Genomic DNA, 22,498 nt, shown 5'->3' with positions numbered 1-22,498 from the left:
CGACGCCCCAAAAGGACGGAAAGCGTTTATGCGAGAAATATAAGGATAATGTATTGTGCGAAATCTATATTTTCTGATATGTGAACAGGAAAAAGCTCATCCCCGCATAACGGTCATGAGCTTCCCTATTAAACTATTTAATGTAAATGCTGCTGCGAAATATCATGAAGTGCTTCGCCAGCCTCGTCCGCAAAAATGTTGCGCACAGCCAAATCACCGATGGATACTACACCTATCAGCTTCTGGCCACTAGTCACAGCCAATCTGCGAATTTGCCAGCTCGACATCCGTTCTGCAGCCTCATCTACAGATGTATTCTCAGAGACGGACTGAATTTCTCTACTCATTACCTTTTCCACAGCTGTTGATCCAGGGTGTTTAGCCGCGTAACCTCTAATTACTAGATCACGATCTGTAATTACACCGAGTAATGTCTTATCGTCTTCATTATCAATGACCGGTATAAATCCAGTGTCATGATCTCTCATTTTAACAGCGACTTCATATACATTATCCATTAGTGTGACTGTTACAGGCTCCTTCGTCATAACCTCTTTCACTGTCTTCAAGAACGAACCCTCCTAAACATAATCTCCATGTTATGGAATAGGTTCTCCTCTATGAAACGAAATTATACGATTGTCTTCTCTTGCAAACAGGAATTCGCCATAGCGATCAATAATTTCATCCCATGCAACATAGCATCCTCGTCAAAATCAAATTTGCTATGATGATGCGGGTAAGCTGCATTTTTATCCGGATTCCCAGCCCCTACGAACATAAAACAGCCAGGAATTTCTTTTACATAGTAGGCAAAATCCTCAGCTGGCATCAGCTTTTCCATCCGAATCACTTGAACAGCTTCTCCTAGTGCTCCTGGTGCCACCTCGGAAAAACGCTGGTATTCCCCCTCGTGATTTACGAGTGGCGGATATCCCATAACATAGTCTATCTTAGCTTCTGCGCCGTATGCGCCAGCTATTGAAACTGTCATTTCTTCGATTCTGCTGCGGATCAGATAACGGGTCTCCTCGTCGAACGCCCGTACGGTTCCAGTAATGCGACAATGCTCAGCAATGACATTCTGGGCGAATCCCCCTTGAATGGTTCCTACACTAAGAACAGCGGGCTCCAGCGGGTTCACAGAGCGGCTTACGATGCTCTGAAGCTGAGTCACAAGCGCCGCCCCGGCCACAATACTGTCTACCGTACGATTCGGCATACCACCATGTCCGCCCCGGCCGATAATATCAATGAAAAATTCATCAGCAGATGCCATAAGAGGTCCTGGCGCACTGCCCACAGTCCCCATTGGAAGCGGAGTCCACAAATGCAAACCATACACCGCATCCGCGCCTTCCAGCATACCCTCGGCAATCAACCCCTGTGCACCACCCGGGCATACCTCCTCCGCTGGCTGAAAAAGAAAACGCAGCTCCCCTTCTAACTCTTCAAGGCGGCTGCTATAGTATGAGGCTACACCCAGCAGTATTGAAGTGTGTCCATCATGCCCACAGGCATGCATAACCCCTTCATTTTGCGAAACGTAGTCATTCTTATTCTCCTCTTTAATAGGTAGTGCATCCATATCCGCGCGAAGGACTACCGTTTTCCCCGGCCGAAGTCCTCGCAATATACCTGTTACACCATACCCAGACGTGCTTCTCCTAACTTCAATGCCGAATTCTGCTAACTTGTCTGCTATAAATGCTGACGTTTCCTTTTCATGAAAAGACAACTCCGGATGACGGTGTAAATGGCGTCTCCATTCCACGATCTCCGGCATGAGAGAATCAACCGCTAAGCTCTTCATACGTTCTCCATCCCCTTCTTCATAAACCCGCATCAACAGCATGCGACAGCAGTCCTGGACACTTTGTTCCAGCCGTACACGGCTATAATTATTTTATTGTAGCAGAAACGCAAAAAACTGGGTATCGTTAGGAGGTGGCTACTCTTGCACAACGTTTAGAAACATACTATCATGAGGTAGAACATCAGCAAACGGATCATGAATTCATCATTATACTTCATAAGGGGGATGTGCGTGCTATGATTTTTGAGAACACGGGCCTCGTAGGATTGAAGAGTGATCTTCTCTATCTGGACGAGAGTGCGACAAAGGCTGGCTTCATTCGCTGGCAATGGGAATACTATCGTGCCACTTACGACTGCAAAATTGAAGACCCACAGGATGGCGGCGAATACTTTCTACGCATCAACACTCGCGCTGTCGAGGGGAAGCTGGAGAAAGCTGATGCCGTACTTGCAATTGAAGCCGTATACTTAGGGAAAGCAACATTCCCCCATGGCCTCGATTATGACTCCCCGGTACCTAAACCAGTATTGGACACTGCTGCTACTCGGATTCTCGAATTAAAGCAGCTGTTGGAGGCTTGAGTAACAGAAAGGGAAAGACGAAACAAAATGTCAGCCTGCCCAAAAGAGGAACACCCGATTTCCAACTACTTATCTTAACACTACTACTTGTGGGTTTCGGTCTAGTCATGGTCTTCAGTGCTAGCTCCAGTTTGACTTTAGCAAGCTCGAAGTTCAGTAATGACCCTCTATATTTCATGAAACGCCAAATGATCTGGATCGTACTTGGAATCGTTGTTATGTTTACAGCCATGAACATTCACTACAGTAAATTCAAGAAGTGGTATGTACCTATCTTTATCATCACCGTGATCCTCCTGCTATTTGTAGCCTTCTCCGAAAGAATCAATGGCGCCAAAAGCTGGTTAAGTATCGGAAAGCTAGGAATCCAACCTACCGAGCTCGCCAAAATATCGATTATCCTGTATCTCTCCGCACTGATTACCAAAAAAGGTGAAAGGTTTAGAGATTTCCGTACTGGATATATCCCTGTAATGGTTATCGTAGGTATAGTTGCCGGGCTTATTATGATGCAGCCAGATTTGGGGTCTTGCCTTATTCTCGTGGCTACCAGCGGACTTGTCATTTATGCAGGCGGTGCCAGTATGAAGCATATCCTAGGTTCTATCGCCCTCTTGGTGTTAGGTGTAGGAATAGTTATGGGGGCTAAAGCGGCGATTGATTCTCTTGCCCCTGCCTCCGAAAAAGTAGTCGCTAATCAAGACTATAAAAAAGGTCGAATTCAAGCTTTCATAGACCCCTATCAGGATCCTGAAGGTGAAGGGTATAATATTATTCAGTCTTTGACCGCTCTCGGACAAGGTGGAGTCAGTGGCTCTGGCTTTGGCAAAAGCATTCAAAAGCTGGATTATCTTAAATACCCGTATACGGACTTTATTTTTCCTGTGATTGGTGAGGAATTTGGATTTATAGGAACGGCATTATTTCTGATGATATACCTGTATTTTATCTGGCGAGGTATTCTAATCGCACTAAGGTGTAAGGATCCCTTTGGCACGCTCGTTGGCATTGGTATTATGGGGCTTATTGCTATTCAAGCCTTTGTCAATATTGGTGGTGTAACGAAGACCATTCCGCTTACCGGTGTAACTTTGCCATTTATCAGCTATGGCGGCTCTTCACTTCTTGTGAGTATGCTGTCCATGGGAATAATGCTGAGCATTTCAAGAGAAACCAATCTTCCGGCTAAAGAGGAAGTCACGAAATCTGTAACTACAGTTAGACAAGTTCGTTCCCGGTAAGATTCATAAATCCGGATATGACGGCATATATAAAAAAGCAGTCCAAGTTAAATAACTTGGACTGCTTTTTTATGTACAAGCTCTTTAGCATTAAGCAATTTCATCGTTCTTAAAGGCTACGCCTTCAACTTTGACATTCACCTCAACAATATGAAGTCCAGTCATGCTCTCCACAGCCTCGCGTACGTTCTGCTGAAGCATCCGGCACACTTCATGTATCGGTGTTTCATAGAGAACTATAATACGCAGATCCACAGCTGCTTCTAGCTGCCCCACTTCAACGGTAACGCCCTTTTGAACGTTCTTACCACTTAGACGCTTCGCCCAGCCTTCTGATAGGCCACCTGACATGGCTGCAATTCCTGGAGTCTCCAAGGCAGCCAATCCGGCAATTTTCGAGACGACGTCATTTGAAATTCGAATATTTCCCATTTCCAATTGAAGTTGTTCTGCCATGCCATATCCCCCCTAAACTCATTATCAATTATTGTAATTCCTAAACAGGCTAAAAAGCAAATCAGTTTCTCGCTTTCTCGTTTACACTTAGGAATAATTTGGGTATATTGATTATGAATTGATCCTGAATACATAGATTGGAGTGTACTTTACATTGAAAAAATGGATTTCACCAGCTTTGCTGGCAATCACCTTTATCCTTAGTGCCATAGGCCATTATGCAGATTGGGACCACACGCTTCAGTTCGTTCTCTCTGCAGTAGCCGTTGTGTTCGTGGCTGGCTTTCTGGGCCGCGCCACAGAAAGTGTGGCACATTATGCTGGACAGCGGTTAGGCGGCTTCCTAAACGCTACCTTCGGTAATGCCGCAGAACTAATCATTGCCTTTTTCCTAGTGAAGGAAGGACTGTTCGACATGGTGAAAGCCAGTCTTACCGGTTCCATTATTGGCAATCTGCTGCTTGTCCTAGGTTTAAGTATTTTCGCTGGTGGGATGAAGTTCAAAGTGCAGAACTTTAACGTAACCCTCGCTGGTATGAACGGTTCCCTTATGATCGTAGCGGTGATCGCTTTATTTGTACCGGCTATGTTCTTCAATACCCATTCCATTACTGAAAAAGATACAGACGTGCTCAGTTTAATCGTTGCCGGGCTGCTCATCGCCTCCTACATGGCCTGGTTAATCTTCTCTATGATTACGCACAAGAAACATCTAGAGGACGTTACAGAAGACGGTAGGGAAGAAATGGCTCATGAGCATGCGCCTAAGTGGTCCAGAAACCGATCCATCCTTTATCTGCTTCTTGCTACCGTAATGGTAGCCTTTGTGAGTGAGTGGCTGGTAGGGACGCTTGAGACACTAACTGAGCGCTTTGGATTTAGTGAACTGTTTGTAGGCGCCTTCCTCGTGGCAATCATCGGTAATGCCGCAGAACATAGTGCAGCCATTATGCTGGCTATGAAGAATAAAATCGGTGCAGCAGTAGAAATCGCCGTCGGGAGTAGTCTTCAAATTGCACTATTTGTAGCGCCTGTACTTATCTTCGCCAGTTATTTTATGGGTGACACTATGGACATTGTGTTTACAACGATCGAAATTGTCGCCATTGGCGTCGCCGTCTTTATTGCCAAATCAATCACTCAGGATGGTTCGACCAACTGGTATGAGGGTCTCTTGCTATTAACGGTTTATCTAATTCTTGGAGTCTCCTTTTATCTAGTATAAATACTCCCCATTCATTCTATAATTCTCAAAAAAAAACGCACATGAGTGACGATCTGTCCTCATGTGCGTTTCTATGAATACTATAAATCAAAACTTATTCTTCTTTTGCTTTGTTATTCAATGCCTCATAGAGTACTGCTAAATTCCGCTCCAGCTTACTCAGCACCATTTTACCGGTAATCTCTGGCACCAAACCTGCTCTAACCGCAAAATCGACCTCTCTTGAGAAACCGTACATTTGGGTATCGAGCACTTCCTCATAGAGAGGGCAGTAGCGTGTTGCCAGATTTTCCATCTGCACTTCAATAAGTTGCTGAATTTTATCGGCATCTTCTTGTAGAAGATTGATCGCTTTAAGATTAAACTGTTCCTGTAATTCCGACGAAGTCATGCCTCTTCCCCCCCATGTCCAAAAGTTAAGCTGCTTTTACTATTTTACTTAATATTAGTCGAAATCGGATATCAATACAACAATTCTGTTTATACTAACCATTTATTTGAAAGAAGCAGCTATGTTGTTTATAAGGGATAGCATTAGTTCCTCATCTATTTCTAGAAAAAACGCCCCACCGTAAATCGGTAGGACGTCTTTACATACAACTATTACTCAGCTACAACTGTAAAGTTCAAACCGTGTTTAGCAAAAACTTCACTCATTGCCTTCTTAGCTTCTTCTGCATCTGTTCCGTGAACATGAAGCTCGTAGCTTTGGCTTGATACCAAAGTCGTGAACAAACCAAGGATACTCTTAACATCAATGTACTTGTTGTCCGCTTGAAGAACGATTGAAGAGTTGAACTGGCCTGCCGTTTGAGCAATATCAACGATTGCCGCATTGTTACTGGACATAGAAATCCCTCCGCAACTTGATTATGAAACATAAGTCATTTGTAATCATTTCTTATGATACCTTGAATCCGCTTACTTGTGCAAGGTGTTTTCTTACTTTTACAGCTTATTTCAAGTTTTCAGGATTCAGACCTTCCAGTTCTGGTAACACGAAGATTCCATCTTTACGGATTAATACATCGTCAAAATAAATCTCCCCGCCGCCATAGTCTGGACGTTGGATTAATACAAGATCCCAGTGAATGGAGGACCGGTTTCCGTTATCTGTAACATCATATGCTTGTCCTGGTGTAAAGTGCAGGCTGCCTGCAATTTTCTCATCAAACAGAATGTCATTCATTGGGTGCAAAATATAAGGGTTAAAGCCTATGGCAAATTCTCCAATGTGACGTGCGCCGTCATCTGAATTCAGGATTTCATTCAAGCGAGCGGAGTCATTGCTTGTTGCTTCAACAATTTTACCATTCTCGAATTTGAATTTGATATTTTCAAAAGTTACTCCATTATAAACGGACGGTGCATTATAACTGATCATTCCATTTACAGAATCACGAACAGGAGCGCTGTAAACCTCGCCATCCGGAATATTCTTTTGTCCAGAGCATTTCTCTGCACCGATTCCTTTGATGGAGAACTTAAGATCTGTTCCAGGACCTGAAATATGTACCTTATCTGTTCTGCGCATGAGATCAGCCAATGCATCCTGAGCCTTGTCCATTTTGGCGTAATCCAAATTACACACTTCGAAATAAAAGTCCTCAAATGCCTCTGTACTAATATTTGCAAGCTGAGCCATACTCGCATTGGGATAACGTAATACTACCCACTTTGTATGCTTCACGCGTTGTTCACTATGCACTGGATGGGAATACAAAGAATTATACAATTTCATATTTTCTTCTGGAACATCGGACAGGTCATTTACATTCTCACCTGCACGGATGCCGATATAGCAATCCATTTGCTTCATCCGGTTCAAGTCAATGTCAGCCCATGTCTGAAGACTCTCACGTGTTGCATATTTAAGCATGCTGCGTAGGACGGTACGATCTGTCAACTGTACAAAAGCATGACCGCCAGCTTTACCGATTTCCTCAACAACAGCTTTGATTAAATCTCTTTCATTGCCAATCATTTCTACAAGCACGTTCTCACCTGGCTGAACATCTACGGAATAACCTACAAGATTTGCCGCCAGCTTTTGAATTCTGGGATCTTTCATTGTGTACTCTTCCTTCCTCTGTCTGAAAAATAAGCATGCTGTTCTATTGTAGCACGCCCTTTATGGAGCGCAAGACCTGCTAAACAATGTAAAGATTAACGGTAACCTGTGAAATCCACTTTAGATACATAAGTTTCATTTTCAGATTTATTCATCATTTCACCGGAATAGCTTACTTTTCGATTCAAGGTAAGCCTTCTGGGAAGATTATGCTTCTTATCAACCGTTAGGTGGTAGACCGTTTCTACATTAGCCTGTTTCAGCTTTTGCTGTAGCTCATTATTTTTCTTCTGCCACAGCTTCTCCAAAGCTTCCGTCACTGCCTGATCAGCCTCTGCGTTGTTCTCTGCGGATTCAGGAACTTTAGGACGAAGGTTCTGCATTTCTTTCTCCAATTCAGCAGACAGCTGCTTCCTAGCTTCTGAAGGCGTCAATTCGATTCGCAGCACACTTGTCCCTCTGCCAGCTCCTGCCTCTTCGGTTACACTCTTCTCCATGGACTCAAGTTCCTCGAGTTGCTTTAACGGATTTAGCGCAGGTAATGGATTTCCCTCCTCCGAGGAATTTTCAGTGGTCTGAAGTTCCCATCTGCCCTCTTTTTTCTCTAACTGACTGTAATAAGGTTTCATAGCATATGCGTTACTCTTTAAGTCTTTAACGCCACCAGCAGCTGTTTTTTGGATCGTTGATTTATCTGGAAGAAGGGTGTACAGCTTTACTTTTTTATGATCCTGCACTGTGCCTCCGTAGAACAATAAGGATTCAGGAACCGTTGTTCCCCCTCGTGTCAGCATATTCGCCCCTTCAAAAACAACCTCATCACTTCCAGCCATCCCTGCCAACGCCAAACTTAAATCTTCCTTCGCAGGTTTGTCTCTTATAACGCTACAGCCGCTACATAACAGGCAATACAGTGTCAGAACTATAGGGAGGAGTCCTCCCTTAAGTAATAATAGCTTTCTCACGGACCTCAGGCCTTTCTCGGAGTATTTTACTTAAGTACAACCCACGCGTATAGGGTTCTCCCTTCCTGCAAGCCTTATACCGCAATTAGAGCCATAATAACTGCGCATATAAAAAAGAACCCCTGAGACTTTCCTCACGAGTTCTTAATATTGCTATCATTTTCTTTGGTATCAAAAACAACTTGGTTCCGACCGTTATTTTTAGCTTTATACAGCGCCATATCCGCTCGATAAAATAATGACTCAACACTTACTCGATCGTCCATCCAGCTCCATTCCGCTATTCCGCAGGATACCGTTACACTAGGTTCAGTTTCTTCCATAACGCGTTTGCGTATACGCTCAGCTACATAACCCGCCTGCTGCATTCCCATCAACGGTAAATAAACGGAGAGCTCCTCCCCACCCCATCTCGCGGCAATATCCCCTTGACGGATGGAAGATTTTACAATTTCACTAACCTCTTTTAGAATCTTATCGCCTTTTTGATGACCATAGGTATCATTCACGATTTTGAACTGATCAATATCCACAACAATTAAACAGCCGCAGAAGTCCGTAGACTGTCTTTCTTTTATCTCTTCGTCCAAATAATGACGAGCATAGAGACCTGTTAGGCTATCTCTGTTCGCAAGACGTCTGACTTCAGCATGTAGCCTGGCGTTACCTACTGCTAGACCTATATGTCCCGCCATCGCCTGCAACAGCCTGTAGTTGTCATAGGAAAAATAATGTGAATCTCGATGTGCCAGCATAATCGCACCTCGCACTTCTCCCCCCACACTAAGAGGTGTAGCAATCAGCGACTGTGAACCGGTAGCATTCATTAGTCGGGAAGTTGTCTTAGGATTATCTATGTAGTCAGACATAATCAGTGATTCACCTGTGGAATATACCTTTCCACCTAAACCTGCCCCTACTTCTAATACTTCATTCTGCAATGAGGGATGGTTGCAGGCAATAACTTCTAGGCCACCCTTTTCCTCATTCATATGTAAGATACAACAGTAATCTGCACCAAACATTTCAAGTAGCTCTTCAAACGCAAATTGAAAAATATCGCCTAATCGCAAGCTTTGATTCAAACGCTGGGTAAGCTCGTTACTCATGCGAAGCTCACGGATCAGCTGATTGGAGCGCTCATAAAGCTTGGCATTCTCAAAAGCAGTTCCAGCCGTATCGGCTACCATTGTGAGAAACCTTAAATCAACGTCAGGGAAGATTGGATTATCCATCACCATATGGAATACCCCATAAACCCCCTGCTTACCACCTAACGGAAGCCCTATTTCTACATTTCGGTGATCTTCATCACTAGTGTTCAGTGCAACACGTCCATCCTTGAACGCCCTGGCACAGACATCATCACTGGACATGTGGAAAGGTAAGGGTTTGACCTGCGGATTAGTGCTGCGATGATCTTGTGACATATACAGGTCGAGTCTGGCTCCAGGGTACATCGCAGAGATGCTATCAATGACTTCCGAAAGTACAGCATCAACATCAATATTGTCATGCATCCGCTGGACAATCTGAAATAACAATGAACGACGATTGCTTTCACGTTCTGCATGAATATGGGTACTTGCAAGATCAGCTACAAATATATGTTCAAACTTATGATAAAAACAGGTGCGGTAATGCAGCGACATAGCTTCTGCAGTATCTCTTCCACCCATTTCATATTGTTGCGTTGGCATAGAACAGCCCAAAAATGCAAAAATTTCATTATCGACGCGAGTGAATAGCGGTATAGTAAAAAAACTTAGATCCTTACCTTCTACGGTTAACGGAATGGCAGAGATTGATCCTGAAATTAAGCTGGAAGCCGCTGCCTGTTCCCAGTGCTGCCTCCATAGTTCTTGTTGACCCAAATTATTATTTAAATATTTACCTTCAAAATTCAGTACACACCATTCCCATGATCTGGAGAATGGGAGGACATCGAGCCCACCAAACCATTCATTGAAACTGTCTGCAATCAGATTTGCTAGATAAGGGAAGTCATGCGTTACTATTTCCGTTTCCCTAAGCCAGGCGGTGGGATCTTCGGAATCTCTACTAGCGTGTATGTTGTCCTGTAACAGCATACGGCTGTCTTTATGGACGTATGCTTTCTGCTCTGACATAACGAAGATCCCCTTTGCATCTTGATTAAGAAAACTATCTTCCCTAGTAACAACTAATTAACTATATTTTACTCCCTTTCTTTGTGCATTGCATTATATTTTCATCATTTCCGGGACTTTTTTTTAGGACCAAAGAACTATCGACAAAGATTGACAAAAACTCTTTTAATAAGCGCTTGACTTTGTATACTGTATTCATATAATATTTATTGTTGAACAAGACTGTAACAAGTCTTACTTGGGCGTAACGTTGTGTCACCCTCACGCATTTCGTTACTGCCAGGGCAGCGGCTGAACTTCCCTGGCAGTGTGGAAGCCATTAATGCTAATCACGGATACGAAATGCGGCGCAAATAGGCCCTACCCTGAAATTTCAATTATAAAGGAGTCTACTATAACATGGCACGTTACACCGGACCTAAATTCAAACTCAGCCGCCGTCTGGGCATTTCCCTAAGCGGTACAGGAAAAGACTTGAAACGCCCTTTTCCACCAGGACAACACGGAGCTAACCAACGCAGAAAAGTAAGTAACTACGGAATGCAGCTTTTGGAAAAACAAAAACTGCGTCACATGTATGGTTTGGGAGAGAAGCAATTTAAAACTCTCTTCACTAAAGCACAAAAACTTCCAGGTCTTGCGGGCGAAAACTTCATGTTCTTGCTTGAAAGCCGCTTGGACAACCTAGTTTACCGTCTTGGATTTGCTAACTCCCGTGCAGGTGCACGTCAGTTGGTATCCCACGGACACGTAACTGTTAACGGCAAAAAAGTCGACATCGCTTCTTACCGTGTAAGCTTGGGCGACGTTATCGGTCTTCGCGAAAGAAGCCAAAGCATGGCTTCCATCAAAGAAGCTCTTGCTAACCGTTCCCACCTACCAGCTTACCTGGAATATGCTGAAGGATCTTTCGAAGGTAAATACATTCGTTTGCCAGAACGTTCCGAGCTTTCCCAGGATATCGATGAGAAACAAATCGTCGAGTTCTACAACCGTTAATATCTCGCTTATAGCGAGTATGGCCAAAGCCTCCGGATTTATCCGGAGGCTTTTTGTTATTCTAATAGGTAATGAACACTCCGACTGCATTCAAAATCGCCAATTTGTGCTATAATAATTCCGTTAAAAGGAGGAATTATCGTCGATGGTTCAAGAGAACAAGAAAAAAAACGTAAAGAAGCCTTCACCCCGCAGATCTGGGCTTAGCAGGTTCGGCTCTGTAGTTAAGTGGATGTTTATTCTTGGCATAATAGGCATTCTGTTCGTCGGTGGTGCAGCAGCAGGATATGTCACTTCCATGGTGAAAGATGAACCTGTTCGCTCTGAGGAAATGATTCAACAGCAAGTCGGGCAAAATGCGATCACCGGATTCGCATACTTCCGTGATGGCGCACCGATCGGCCAGCTTCGTACAGAAGAAGATCGAAGGCTCATTCAATACAACGACATCCCCCAGATTATTATTGATGCAGTTCTCGCTATAGAGGACAATAATTTCAATGAGCATAATGGCGTGGATTTCAAAGGCACCTTACGTGCCGTCAAACAAAAGATATTAAATGAATCTGTTCAGACCGGAGGCAGTACTCTTACTCAACAGCTCGCAAGACGTGTATTTCTCAATCTGGATCGAACAGAAGATCGCAAAGCAAAAGAAATTCTACTTTCACTTAGACTAGAGCGCTTCTTGACCAAGCAAGAGATTTTAACGGCTTATCTGAACAAGGTTCCGTTCGGTAATGGCTCGAATGGCTATAACGTATTTGGGATTAAAGCTGCATCCAAAGGTATATTCGGTCTGGATGATCTAGACAAGCTGAATATTGCCCAAGCGGCGTATTTGGCCGGCCTTCCACAGCTCCCTTCCGCTTATTCAGCATTCAATGGCGTTGGAGAATTTAACGCAAAGGCGTTCAACAGAGCTATGGATCGTCAACAGCTTGTACTTCGTCGTATGCTGGAGGAGAACAAGATCACTACCTCCCAATATGATGAAGCACTCAAATTCGATATTAAAAGCTCTCTCGCTCCTCACACTAAGAAAGCCTATGCTACATATCCATACCTGATGATGGAGACGGAGCGTAAAGCAGCTGAGATTATTTTGTCACTAAATGAAGAGAAAAACAGTACAACCGATACCACTAGCTCTAGTGATAATGCCATACTTCTTGAGGAAGCAAGACAACAGTTAATGACTGGCGGTTACCGAGTCTATACCACGATTGATAAGAAAGTATACAGTGCAATGCACAGTATTTCCGAAGATAGCAGTAATTTCACCAAGGACAGCAAAACAAAAGGTATTGAACAGACGGCTGGTATATTGATCGACAACAAGACCGGAGCCATTCTCGGTATGATTGAGGGCCGCGATTTTAATATCGAGCAAATGAACTATGCAACCCAAATGGTCCGGCAACCTGGCTCAACGATGAAGCCGATTTCAGCATACTTACCTGCCTTAGATGCAGGACTGATTCAACCTGCCGGGATCTTAGATGATGCTCCAATCATTTTGAAGGATGGCGGGAAAGGCTTCCATATTCCTAAAAATGCAAACAATCGCTATCAGGGTTTAGTTACGGCTCGCTATGCACTTAATAAATCCCTCAACCTACCGGCACTTAAACTATTTAACGAAAAGGTCGGAATAGAGGATGCTTGGGCCTTTACTAAAAAGCTAGGGATCACTACACTCACTGAAGATGATTACAGAGCGCAGACTGGGGTTATAGGTGGTCTTCGATACGGTACATCCGTTGAAGAATTAACCAATGCCTATTCCGCCATTGGCAATCAGGGAGCATTTAATGATGCTTATATGATTGAGAAGATTGTGGATTCGGAAGGCAAGATCGTTTATCAGCACAAGGTTAATCCTGAACAAGTATTCTCTGAGCAGACTGCTTATCTAATGACCGATATGCTGCGTACAGTAATTACAGAAGGTACTGCAAGTACAGTAAGAAGAGATTATAAACACTTTAAAGACATTCCGATTGTAGGTAAGACTGGCTCCACTCAGAACTACGGAGATGTCTGGTTCATGGGCTACACCCCTGATGTCACACTTGGCATGTGGGTTGGGTATAAGGAACAAATTAATACCCTTACAGGAGATACACAGAAACGACAAGCACAGACCTTATGGGCTAAAGTCCTGAATGCTGTTATTGATAAGCAGCCAGACTTGTTCGTTACAGACAAATTCGCACAACCTGAGGGGATTATCAAAAAGACAGTTTCCGCATACAGCGGTAAACTGCCAACGGCCCTAACTGACAAATTCACAACGGATCTTTTCAATGTGAAATATGTACCTAAAGAGAGCGACGACGGGATATCCAAAGCCAAATATATTACTTACAATGGCGTCAATTATATCCCGCTCGAAGGTACACCGGAGGATTTCCTAAAAGAAAAAATCGTAGTTAAACGCGATAAACCGATCCAGGAATTAGTTAAGGAGCTCTTGGCAGCTTTCCCTAAAATGAAGGAGCATAAATCGCTGGAGTATTATATGCCAGCGGATGCCAAAACAGATTTCCCTACTGAAGTCGATCCACGCGTGGACGATGGCTCTGCTCCTACTGCCCCTGGAAATGTCAGTGTCTCTTACAGCACTGGAAAAGCTGTGATCAGCTTCTCTCCAAGCGGCTCTCCAGATGTCGTCGGATACCGCTTATACCGTTCTTTAAACGGCGGGTCATTCCAGAAGCAAGCTGTAATTATGGCTGACGAGAGCAAGGTATTCTCGCCAGGAACGCCTGCAAGTGCCAATGCAACATTCTATGTCAGTGCTGTTGATGTCGCAGGTAATGAGACAGCTTCTGGCAGCGTTGCTGGAGGCACTACACCGACTCCGGAAGCAAAACCAACTCCGGATCAACAACCGGAGACAACGCCTCCTACAGACTCTGAGAGTACACCAGGAGAGGATATTGAGATTCCAGGAACCATTCTTCCTACGCCTACTTCAACACCATCTGGCGAAGGTAGCAGTAACGGAAACAGTAATAGTGGCAAAGCCGGCAATACGACTGGAAACCATTAACCGGTAGTCAAGAGAATAACTTCACACAGCAAAACACCGTTCCCTTTAATTCATAAGGGAACGGTGTTTTTTTATGATCCATTCTAATCTTCTATCGTTGATAAATCACCAGTTGGGAGATGAAGCTCCCAAGCCTTTAATACGCGCCGCATGATTTTACCTGATCGTGTCTTAGGAAGTTTATCCTTAAATTCGATCTCTCTCGGTGCAGCATGCGCTGATAGTCCGGCTTTAACAAATGCCGCGATCTCCTCTTTGAGAGCAGCTGTAGGAGTATAGCCTTCTCTCAGTGAAATGAAAGCCTTAATAATTTCCCCACGCACCAGGTCTGGTTTACCAATTACACCCGCTTCCGCCACAGCTGGATGCTCTACCAATTTACTCTCCACTTCAAAAGGTCCTATACGCTCACCAGAAGAGTTGATAACGTCGTCAATCCGTCCTTGAAACCAGAAATATCCATCATCATCCATATAAGCAGAATCACCAGAAATGTACCAACCAGGAATGCGGAAATACTCCTCATACTTCGCCTTATTGTTCCAGATCGAATTCATCATGGATGGCCAAGGCGTCCGTATTGCAAGATTCCCCATTGAGAATGGTGGGAGAACATTGCCTCGATCATCTAAAATCGCTGCTTCAATGCCTGGCAACGGACGGCCCATAGAGCCTGGTTTGATATCCATTCCAGGATAGTTGCAGATCAGTTGCGCTCCCGTCTCTGTCATCCACCAAGTATCATGAATGCGCTGGTTGTAGAATTTATCTCCCCACCGCACCACTTCAGGATTTAATGGCTCTCCAACAGACAGGACATGGCGCAGGCTGCTCAAATCAATTCCCTGAATGGAACTCTCGCCCGCACCCATCAACATACGAAATGCTGTAGGTGCACTGTACCAAACACTAACCTTATTTCGTTCAATCGTCTTATACCAATCCTGAGGACTAAAACGTCCCCCTCTCACGACATTCGTTACCCCATTTAACCAGGGTGAAAATATTCCGTAAGATGTTCCTGTCACCCAGCCCGGATCAGCTGTACACCAGTAAATATCATCCGGACGTAGATCCAGCACCACTCTACCTGTATAATAATGTTGAATCATTGCTCTTTGCACATGATAAACGCCTTTAGGTTTTCCTGTAGAACCAGATGTATAATGCATGATAAGGCCATCGTCCAGGTCAAGCCATTCCAATTCGAGCTCAGAAGATGCGTTATCCATCTCCTCAGTAAAACCTAAGTTACCTTGCTCGATATCAGTGGTGCCGCCTACTAGAAAAACATGACGCAAATTCGGAAGCTCATCTCGCTTCACACGATGAAGTAGCTCCGGTGTAGTAACCAAAGCAACCGCACCACTATCTTCCAGCCGGTCCTTAACTGCTGTCTCCATAAAGGCTTCGAACAGAGGGCCCGCTATTGCCCCAATCTTCAGAATGCCTAGTAAACTAAAATATAGTTCCGGTTGACGAGGCATAAAAATAAATACCCGATCTCCCTTACCGATACCATATTTACGCAATACATTTCCGAATCGATTCGACCGTTCCTGCAGATCGGCAAATGTATAGGATTCATCCCGCACCGCATCACTGTAGAGCAGGGCCGTTGCCGCTCCCCGTCCTTCTTGAACGTGGCGATCCACTGCTTCATGTGCCATATTAACCTTTCCAGTGTCATACCATGAGAAGTTACGTTCAACATCCTCCCACTTAAAATTGGCTACTGCCTGGGTGTAATCAGACATATTGGAGCTCTGCACACGGCCAGGCAAAATTTCGCTATGGACTTGACCCATCACTCTTGCCTCCCTCACTCGTTTGATTTAAGCTTTAAGGGTAAGACTCTTTTCTTAGATAATGATGTCAATGCACTGAATGTGAATTTTTTATGTCTGAATTAGTATAACATAGCAAACGTTTACATTCCATATTTTATCATCCGGAAGGAGCACGGCTATGGAACATCGTAAAATCCCTGTTTCCCATACGCTTTCATATAAAGGCAGGACACTAACAATAAGTGGCCCCCGATCTCCAGAGGACCTCAAAGCCCTCCACATGCATCATGATCTTGATGCCTTCCGCAAGCCGATTGAACAGCATGAAGCTCTCATAGAGATTGCCAGCCTGCCAGAAGGACGAATAATTACAGCTGTAGAGGATGGCACTATAATAGGCTATGTAACCTTTCATTATCCGGATGAAATGGAGCTTTGGTCACAGGGTGGAATGATGGATCTAATTGAGCTTGGAGCTATTGAGGTGAGTAATGATTATAGGGGAGCCGGACTAGGCCGGCTGCTGATTTCCACTGCTTTTGAGCAAGAGCAATTAGAGAATTGTATCGTCTTTACAACAGAGTATTATTGGCACTGGGATTTAAAAGGAAGTGGACTTGATGTGTGGGCTTATCGTCAAATGATGGAGCGGCTAATGAAAACTGTAAATATGGTTTGGTATGCTACAGATGATCCCGAAATCTGTTCACATCCAGCAAACTGCCTAATGGTTCGTATTGGACAAGAGGTACCTATGTCCTCACAGGAGACTTTCGACAGAGTACGCTTTAGACAGCGCTTCATGTACTAAACGAGTATTAAAGATGCTGCAGCATATATTCTAATATAGAATGTGAGCGCCCCGAGGCTTCCACCGTGAACTCCTTAAAACTCACATTTGCTGACCCGTCAGACTTATCAGACATCGAACGAATTATAACAAAGGGAGTGGCGTTCATCACACACACTTGTGCAACCGCCGCCCCTTCCATCTCCACGCACGCTCCGTCCAATTCCTCTCTTAATTTGGCTACAATCTCCGCATTAGAAATGAATTGATCACCTGAAAGTACTTTGCCGATCAAGTACTTTTGGCCTAGCTCGTTACACGCCCTCTCAGCAAGGCGTACCAATGAAGAGTCTGCCTGAAAGACAGAATGATCCTGATAAGGGATTTCACCTTTTGAAAAGCCAAGTGCTGTAGCATCCATATCATGCTGAACACAAGTAGATGATATAACAATATCTCCAATATTCAACTCAGGGTGCACAGCCCCAGCAACTCCAGTAAACAACACACGAGACACACCAAAAGAATCAATTAGAATTTGTGTCGTAACTGCCGCATTCACTTTACCTACCCCAGATTTACAGAGCACTATAGACTTTCCAAATATATTTCCTATGTAATAATGAATGCCTGCCTTGACCTTCGTCTCCTGATTTTTCATCCTTTCTAGTAGTAGCTTAATCTCTTCATCCATCGCACCAATTAATCCGATTATTTCAGGCAAAGATAACGCCTCCTCCGATGATTTACTCTGTAAAAAACATAAAAAGCTCCAAAAGGAGCTTTTTACGGAAATACTGTTTAGTTCTTAAATTACTTATTCAGATGATTAACAGACAGGCGGAGAATCGTTTCATGAGGCAGGATAACCCGCGGATTCTCAACCGTCTCTTTCTTCATGAGTTTCGTCAAAAGTCTCATTGCTACCGCACCTAGGTCATACATAGGCTGGGCTACTGTCGTCAACAATGGACGAACCATCGAAGCCATACGGATGTTGTCCACACTAATAATGGAGAAGTCATCCGGTACTTTCAGACCTTCATCTTGAATACTGTGAATTGCACCAATAGCCATCTCGTCGGTTGCGGCAAAAATAGCGGTTGGCTTCTTCTTGAGTCCAAGGAAATACTTCATGGCTTCGACACCAGATTCATAGCGGTAGTTACCGATACGAACTAAATCCTCTTGGTATTCGATTCCAGCCTGTTCAAGGGCTTTCTTATAACCATGGAAACGCGCATATCCATTCGCAGGATCCTGCAGTGTACCACTGATCATTGCGATTTCACGGTGACCGTGACGGATCAATGTATTCACTGCATCAAAAGCAGCGGTTTCATGATCGATGTCAACGGAAGGATAAGTCCCCTTCTCATCCCGTGTAGCACATAGGACAATCGGAACTGCAGAAGTCTGGAAAGCTTGAATATGTTCATCAGTTACCGTACCACCCATGAAGAGCAGACCATCGACCTGTTTCTCCAAAAGGGTATTGATGACACGGATTTCCTTTTCTTTACGCTTATCCGCGTTACACAATATAATATTGTAATGATACATATTCGCGATATCTTCAATCCCGCGTGCAATTTCTGCAAAAATCGAGTTTGAAATATCAGGGATGACAACCCCAACGGTTGTCGTTTTCTTACTGGCAAGTCCTCTCGCCACGGCATTGGGACGATATCCCAAACGCTCAATCGCTTCAAAAACTTTCTTCCGGGTCTGCGGTTTCACGTTAGGGTTATTGTTCACAACCCGTGATACCGTAGCCATAGATACGCCTGCTTCTCGAGCTACATCGTAAATGGTTACCGTCAAATTACTCTCTCCATTGCGATAAATTTTATCGTTCGACTAATTAAAAATATGATACGACACTTTGTACAATTGTGCAATGATAACGCTTCATTTTCCTTTCAAAATTTCTTTCAAGGATGAAGACGTAACCCCTAATTACAATTTTTGACTAGTGTAGGTCTCCCTATTCACGAGCACAATAATGTAACTTCTATCTATCGTAACAAAAAGTGAGTGAAAAATCCAACATTCCGTGAAAGTTTTTCATTATTTTCACAGAATGTTTTAATAATTTGCGTTTTTAGTCGTTTGGAATGTTAATTGAGACAGCCTTCGACTAGTTTCTTCCATCCAATTCTGGTCTTCGAGCCCCTCAGCTAGTCGGTATAGATCAAGTAACATATCCACTCTAGCCTGAATTGTCTCTCGGATAGCCAACTCTAATTCTTGAAATCCGCCGACAATAACCTCTGTCAAAGATTCTTTTAGGACACTAGCTAATTCATTTCTTTGAGTAAACGAAAAATCTTGTCTTGGCAAATCCGCATTCAGTTCTTTCACTAGCTTTCCTAGATCTGCTTTAATAAACGACAAGGGCTCATAACTAGTACATTTCGGACAAGTATAGACAGGGACATTTGTAATCTTCACCCTCGTATTAAAAATCAATGAATGCATATGTAAGTTCATGAGGCCACCACAGCTGCACAACTTCTCCATTAAGTTATCTGTATACATCTTCTACACCTCTTGCAAGAAATGAATTAAGTACAAAGTATGACTTTTCAATTTCTATATTCGACCTCTCTCGATTAAAACCCTCCTTAATTGCATATAATGATTAAATTGGCAATTCGTCTATAATTTACAACACTCCAGATGACTTCGTATTTTAAATTTGATAGAATATGAAGGATCATGTGATACGAAAGGAGCTTTACAAAATGAGACTAGCTGGCAAAAAGGTCATAGCACTCGTAGACGATGAATTTGAAGATTTGGAGCTCTGGTATCCCGTGTACCGAGTAAGAGAAGAAGGCGCTGAGGTTCACTTGGCAGGTTTGGAAAAAGATAAAACATATATCGGCAAATATGGTGTGCCTGCAAAAGCAGAGCACTCCTGGGACGATCTTAATGCCGCAGATTATGACGGGATTTTAGTTCCTGGCGGCTGGGCCCCTGATAAAATCCGCAGATACAGTGCCGTACTACAGCTTGTGCAGGATTTCAATGCAGCTAAGAAACCTATTGGGCAAATCTGCCACGCAGGTTGGGTATTAATTTCTGCTAAAATTCTCGAAGGTGTAACCGTCACCTCTACACCTGGCATCCGTGATGACATGGAGAATGCCGGAGCGATATGGAAGGATGAAGCTGTGGTTACGGATGGACATATTATTTCTGCTCGCCGCCCGCCAGATCTGCCGCCTTATGGTAAAGCTTTTTGCGATGCGTTAGCTGGGGAATAAAATACGGTAGATTTATAGTCTAACAATTAAACAAGCCCTGTTTCTCACTAAACGTGAAGAACAGGGCTTTAGATTTAATTCGCTCGACATCCGAGTTACTCAATTCATTCGAATGGACGCTTTCTCCTTGATTACGTTTGGATAAGAATTAAACCAGAAAGTCAACGGTTGGGGTAACTTCTCCTTACCTACATTGAAGAAATAGGTTATTGTAGTTCCCTTACTACTTTCATTAAACTCTCTATACCCTGAGTAATCATTTTTGATAGTTTCCATCATATGCCCGCTTCCAGAGCTATCTTCAAAATAATCGCTCAATCCAAAACCTCTATCATTAAGCGAGTCCTCCTCTTCTTTAGGAATAAAGTAATCTAACACCAAAATTCCCTGCTCTTCGTTCTCCATTCGTTTGGAAATCGTCAGATTGTTATCGGGTACCTTCAGAATCTGCTGTGTTTCGGTATTAATCACAAGCTCCAGCTTAGATAGATCTAGAGCAGAAATCCCTTCAATTTCAAACTTAATCGGATCATCAGGTCTCATATTATCATTATGATAAATATTCGATCCACTTACCCACATTAACTCCTCTTGTTGCTCTCCTTTTCCGATGACAAGCTTAGGTGAAAGCATATTAAATATCCTCATTGTATTCTTTTGGTCATATCTTTCCCGCATATAAATACCCGTAGGTCCAATATAGATATTCTCCATGTTAATTTGCTGTCCGGCGATGGACAGATTATCCTTTAGATCAACTCTTTTTCCTTGAATATAAACCTTGTTGGTATCCATTGGAATCTGAATGTTTAAAGATTTAAGCTCACCGCTTGATAAAGCTGGATCATCAGGTGCTGGAAGCAACCTTAGAGAAATATTCAACGGGTCTTCCAACTCATCCTGATATTCATCCCATACGATTTGCTCGTACATACGAGTTGTCCCAGGAGATCCAACCTCTTGTGCGTTAATAGTGCTAAACCCGCTGTATCCTGTGCGATAAATATTACTTTCAGGAGTCTTTTTCAAGGATAGTCCAAACAGTTGCATTTTCCGATCTGTATTGTTTTCAATTGTATACAGAACCGCAATTCCTCTTCGATCGGCCATAATTCCGTTAACCGTCCACTTTATTCCGTCCACCTCAGCTGAAGAAATATTTACTTCCTTCATTATTCCCGCATCAAGTGCTGATGTTATAGTCAGATTATTAGCGATAATGGGTCTAAATACCTCAAGCTTCCCCCAGCTTTTTGGTGGTAACTGCGCACGAACAGGATTGGCCATCTGATGTACCCATGGGACAATAATCAATAAGGCGATAGTTAGGACAGCCAACGCAACAACAGCGTATCTTTTTCTAAAAGCCAACCTTTTACGGTTACCTTGTAACATCCCCTTACGGATCGCCATGTCCAGTTTAACTTCCGGGATTTCCTCAGCCTCAATATTGATTTTCTGAAAATAATCGTTCAGCAGCTGTTCTTCCGACTCAGCCATAAAATAGCTCCCCCTTCCGTTTCATTTTGTCACGCAGTTGTTTTAGTCCCTTGTTCAGCCAAGTCTTCACGGTACCCTCCGGTTTATCGAGAACCTCTGCTATTTCTGAAAGAGTCATATCCTTGTAATATTTGAGTATAAGCACCTGCCGATACTTCGGCTTAACCCCATCCAGCGCTTGTTCCATATCCAACCTGCGGTCACTCTTCATCTCCATAACCCCTACATCACTTCGAGCAACTTCTGTGACAGCGTTCCTATTTCTGCGCTTCAACTCATCATTACAGCAATTGATCAGAATACGAGTTAACCAAGGAGCAAACTTCTCGGAGTCCTTTAAGCTTTTACGTTTAATCCATGCGCGGCAGGTTGCCTCCTGCAAAACTTCTAAAGAATCCGCTTCGTTTCGCAAATAGCTGTAAGCAATGCTGTATAGCTTTTTTTTCTGTTCAGCTACCAGCTCGTAGAATGTATCTTCTTCCGTAGCAACTATTTCCATTTCGTCTTTAATAATGTGTTCCATGCTTGTTTTGTCCTCCCCCCTTGCTTTCACGCATAAATCATTCCTGTACAACATGCTCTATGTATAGACTGCGCCGAAG

Annotated in this window: 21 protein-coding genes; 7 read left to right on the top strand and 14 right to left on the bottom strand. The window is 43.5% G+C overall.

What is annotated here, in order from left to right:
• Positions 1 to 137 precede the first annotated feature (137 nt).
• Positions 138 to 569, bottom strand: coding sequence for a CBS domain-containing protein (locus MHB64_RS12450; protein WP_341134532.1), 432 nt, complete (start codon positions 567 to 569; stop codon positions 138 to 140).
• 62 nt (positions 570 to 631) lie between these two features.
• Positions 632 to 1,855 (bottom strand): M20 family metallopeptidase, encoded by a 1,224-nt coding sequence (locus tag MHB64_RS12445; protein ID WP_445671609.1) that lies wholly within the window; start codon positions 1,853 to 1,855, stop codon positions 632 to 634.
• 197 nt (positions 1,856 to 2,052) lie between these two features.
• On the opposite strand from MHB64_RS12445, the gene MHB64_RS12440 reads away from it, so the two are divergent.
• Positions 2,053 to 2,400 (top strand): YugN family protein, encoded by a 348-nt coding sequence (locus tag MHB64_RS12440; RefSeq protein ID WP_094868523.1) that lies wholly within the window; start codon positions 2,053 to 2,055, stop codon positions 2,398 to 2,400.
• Positions 2,397 to 3,641 (top strand): putative lipid II flippase FtsW, encoded by a 1,245-nt coding sequence (gene ftsW / locus MHB64_RS12435; protein WP_094868522.1) that lies wholly within the window; start codon positions 2,397 to 2,399, stop codon positions 3,639 to 3,641. The genes MHB64_RS12440 and ftsW overlap by 4 nt, the downstream gene beginning before the upstream one ends.
• A 90-nt stretch (positions 3,642 to 3,731) precedes the next feature.
• Here ftsW and MHB64_RS12430 read toward each other — a convergent pair whose 3' ends face one another.
• A complete protein-coding gene (locus MHB64_RS12430; protein ID WP_042126837.1) occupies positions 3,732 to 4,097 on the bottom strand; it encodes an Asp23/Gls24 family envelope stress response protein in 366 nt (121 codons plus the stop codon).
• A gap of 154 nt (positions 4,098 to 4,251) precedes the next feature.
• On the opposite strand from MHB64_RS12430, the gene cax reads away from it, so the two are divergent.
• Positions 4,252 to 5,322 carry a calcium/proton exchanger gene (gene cax / locus MHB64_RS12425; protein ID WP_341134531.1) on the top strand — a complete coding sequence of 357 codons (1,071 nt, stop codon included), beginning with the start codon at positions 4,252 to 4,254 and terminating at the stop codon, positions 5,320 to 5,322.
• A 94-nt stretch (positions 5,323 to 5,416) separates the two neighbouring features.
• Here the strand turns inward: cax and MHB64_RS12420 are convergent, their stop codons facing one another.
• From MHB64_RS12420 to MHB64_RS12400, 5 genes are all read right to left on the bottom strand, one after another.
• Positions 5,417 to 5,713: a YlaN family protein gene (locus MHB64_RS12420; protein ID WP_042126833.1), complete on the bottom strand. Its 297-nt coding sequence runs from the start codon at positions 5,711 to 5,713 to the stop codon at positions 5,417 to 5,419.
• Positions 5,714 to 5,925: 212 nt separating this feature from the next.
• Positions 5,926 to 6,171 carry an HPr family phosphocarrier protein gene (locus tag MHB64_RS12415; RefSeq protein ID WP_042126831.1) on the bottom strand — a complete coding sequence of 82 codons (246 nt, stop codon included), beginning with the start codon at positions 6,169 to 6,171 and terminating at the stop codon, positions 5,926 to 5,928.
• Between the two features lie 106 nt (positions 6,172 to 6,277).
• Positions 6,278 to 7,393: an aminopeptidase gene (locus MHB64_RS12410; RefSeq protein ID WP_094868520.1), complete on the bottom strand. Its 1,116-nt coding sequence runs from the start codon at positions 7,391 to 7,393 to the stop codon at positions 6,278 to 6,280.
• 95 nt (positions 7,394 to 7,488) lie between these two features.
• Positions 7,489 to 8,358 (bottom strand): hypothetical protein, encoded by an 870-nt coding sequence (locus MHB64_RS12405; protein ID WP_341109004.1) that lies wholly within the window; start codon positions 8,356 to 8,358, stop codon positions 7,489 to 7,491.
• 134 nt (positions 8,359 to 8,492) lie between these two features.
• Entirely contained in the window at positions 8,493 to 10,487 is a 1,995-nt protein-coding gene (locus MHB64_RS12400) for a sensor domain-containing diguanylate cyclase (protein ID WP_094868518.1), read from the bottom strand.
• A 399-nt stretch (positions 10,488 to 10,886) separates the two neighbouring features.
• On the opposite strand from MHB64_RS12400, the gene rpsD reads away from it, so the two are divergent.
• Together rpsD and MHB64_RS12390 are read left to right on the top strand one after the other, a co-directional pair.
• Positions 10,887 to 11,486 (top strand): 30S ribosomal protein S4, encoded by a 600-nt coding sequence (rpsD, locus tag MHB64_RS12395; protein WP_042126823.1) that lies wholly within the window; start codon positions 10,887 to 10,889, stop codon positions 11,484 to 11,486.
• Positions 11,487 to 11,631: 145 nt separating this feature from the next.
• Positions 11,632 to 14,544: a transglycosylase domain-containing protein gene (locus MHB64_RS12390; RefSeq protein WP_341134530.1), complete on the top strand. Its 2,913-nt coding sequence runs from the start codon at positions 11,632 to 11,634 to the stop codon at positions 14,542 to 14,544.
• An 83-nt stretch (positions 14,545 to 14,627) separates the two neighbouring features.
• Here MHB64_RS12390 and acsA read toward each other — a convergent pair whose 3' ends face one another.
• On the bottom strand, positions 14,628 to 16,352 hold the full coding sequence (gene acsA / locus MHB64_RS12385; RefSeq protein WP_341134529.1) for an acetate--CoA ligase: 1,725 nt from the start codon (positions 16,350 to 16,352) through the stop codon (positions 14,628 to 14,630).
• Positions 16,353 to 16,512: 160 nt separating this feature from the next.
• On the opposite strand from acsA, the gene MHB64_RS12380 reads away from it, so the two are divergent.
• Positions 16,513 to 17,145, top strand: a complete 633-nt coding sequence (locus MHB64_RS12380) for a GNAT family N-acetyltransferase (protein WP_094875632.1) — start codon at positions 16,513 to 16,515, stop codon at positions 17,143 to 17,145.
• A 7-nt stretch (positions 17,146 to 17,152) separates the two neighbouring features.
• Here the strand turns inward: MHB64_RS12380 and MHB64_RS12375 are convergent, their stop codons facing one another.
• The 3 genes from MHB64_RS12375 to MHB64_RS12365 form a co-directional block, all read right to left on the bottom strand.
• Positions 17,153 to 17,848 (bottom strand): 5'-methylthioadenosine/adenosylhomocysteine nucleosidase, encoded by a 696-nt coding sequence (locus MHB64_RS12375; RefSeq protein ID WP_341134528.1) that lies wholly within the window; start codon positions 17,846 to 17,848, stop codon positions 17,153 to 17,155.
• An 89-nt stretch (positions 17,849 to 17,937) separates the two neighbouring features.
• Positions 17,938 to 18,948: a catabolite control protein A gene (ccpA, locus tag MHB64_RS12370; RefSeq protein ID WP_036686140.1), complete on the bottom strand. Its 1,011-nt coding sequence runs from the start codon at positions 18,946 to 18,948 to the stop codon at positions 17,938 to 17,940.
• A gap of 264 nt (positions 18,949 to 19,212) precedes the next feature.
• Complete coding sequence (locus MHB64_RS12365) at positions 19,213 to 19,665, bottom strand: hypothetical protein (protein ID WP_341134527.1); 453 nt, start codon at positions 19,663 to 19,665, stop codon at positions 19,213 to 19,215.
• Between the two features lie 206 nt (positions 19,666 to 19,871).
• On the opposite strand from MHB64_RS12365, the gene MHB64_RS12360 reads away from it, so the two are divergent.
• The gene (locus MHB64_RS12360) at positions 19,872 to 20,396 is read left to right on the top strand and encodes a type 1 glutamine amidotransferase domain-containing protein (RefSeq protein ID WP_341134526.1); all 525 of its coding nucleotides are present in this window, start codon (positions 19,872 to 19,874) and stop codon (positions 20,394 to 20,396) included.
• A gap of 99 nt (positions 20,397 to 20,495) precedes the next feature.
• On the opposite strand, the gene MHB64_RS12355 is transcribed toward MHB64_RS12360, so the two are convergent.
• Positions 20,496 to 21,896, bottom strand: a complete 1,401-nt coding sequence (locus tag MHB64_RS12355; protein WP_341134525.1) for a DUF4179 domain-containing protein — start codon at positions 21,894 to 21,896, stop codon at positions 20,496 to 20,498.
• The gene (locus MHB64_RS12350) at positions 21,889 to 22,419 is read right to left on the bottom strand and encodes a sigma-70 family RNA polymerase sigma factor (RefSeq protein ID WP_341134524.1); all 531 of its coding nucleotides are present in this window, start codon (positions 22,417 to 22,419) and stop codon (positions 21,889 to 21,891) included. Before MHB64_RS12350 ends, MHB64_RS12355 begins: the two co-directional genes overlap by 8 nt.
• Between the last annotated feature and the right edge of the window lie 79 nt (positions 22,420 to 22,498).

It is taken from the genome of Paenibacillus sp. FSL K6-2859, assembly GCF_038008265.1.
GTDB lineage: Bacteria > Bacillota > Bacilli > Paenibacillales > Paenibacillaceae > Paenibacillus_AQ > Paenibacillus_AQ nitricinens.
This window is presented reverse-complemented; position numbering and strand designations above follow the sequence as displayed.

Coding starts and splice junctions, on each gene's coding strand:
- MHB64_RS12410 (WP_094868520.1), bottom strand. CDS start 7,393: ATGAAAGATCCCAGAATTCAAAAGCTGGCGGCAAATCTTGTAGGTTAT.
- MHB64_RS12440 (WP_094868523.1), top strand. CDS start 2,053: ATGATTTTTGAGAACACGGGCCTCGTAGGATTGAAGAGTGATCTTCTC.
- MHB64_RS12365 (WP_341134527.1), bottom strand. CDS start 19,665: ATGTATACAGATAACTTAATGGAGAAGTTGTGCAGCTGTGGTGGCCTC.
- MHB64_RS12380 (WP_094875632.1), top strand. CDS start 16,513: ATGGAACATCGTAAAATCCCTGTTTCCCATACGCTTTCATATAAAGGC.
- MHB64_RS12350 (WP_341134524.1), bottom strand. CDS start 22,419: ATGGAACACATTATTAAAGACGAAATGGAAATAGTTGCTACGGAAGAA.
- MHB64_RS12430 (WP_042126837.1), bottom strand. CDS start 4,097: ATGGCAGAACAACTTCAATTGGAAATGGGAAATATTCGAATTTCAAAT.
- MHB64_RS12420 (WP_042126833.1), bottom strand. CDS start 5,713: ATGACTTCGTCGGAATTACAGGAACAGTTTAATCTTAAAGCGATCAAT.
- MHB64_RS12400 (WP_094868518.1), bottom strand. CDS start 10,487: ATGTCAGAGCAGAAAGCATACGTCCATAAAGACAGCCGTATGCTGTTA.
- MHB64_RS12445 (WP_445671609.1), bottom strand. CDS start 1,855: ATGCTGTTGATGCGGGTTTATGAAGAAGGGGATGGAGAACGTATGAAG.
- MHB64_RS12355 (WP_341134525.1), bottom strand. CDS start 21,896: ATGGCTGAGTCGGAAGAACAGCTGCTGAACGATTATTTTCAGAAAATC.
- MHB64_RS12360 (WP_341134526.1), top strand. CDS start 19,872: ATGAGACTAGCTGGCAAAAAGGTCATAGCACTCGTAGACGATGAATTT.
- rpsD (WP_042126823.1), top strand. CDS start 10,887: ATGGCACGTTACACCGGACCTAAATTCAAACTCAGCCGCCGTCTGGGC.
- MHB64_RS12390 (WP_341134530.1), top strand. CDS start 11,632: ATGGTTCAAGAGAACAAGAAAAAAAACGTAAAGAAGCCTTCACCCCGC.
- acsA (WP_341134529.1), bottom strand. CDS start 16,352: ATGGGTCAAGTCCATAGCGAAATTTTGCCTGGCCGTGTGCAGAGCTCC.
- MHB64_RS12415 (WP_042126831.1), bottom strand. CDS start 6,171: ATGTCCAGTAACAATGCGGCAATCGTTGATATTGCTCAAACGGCAGGC.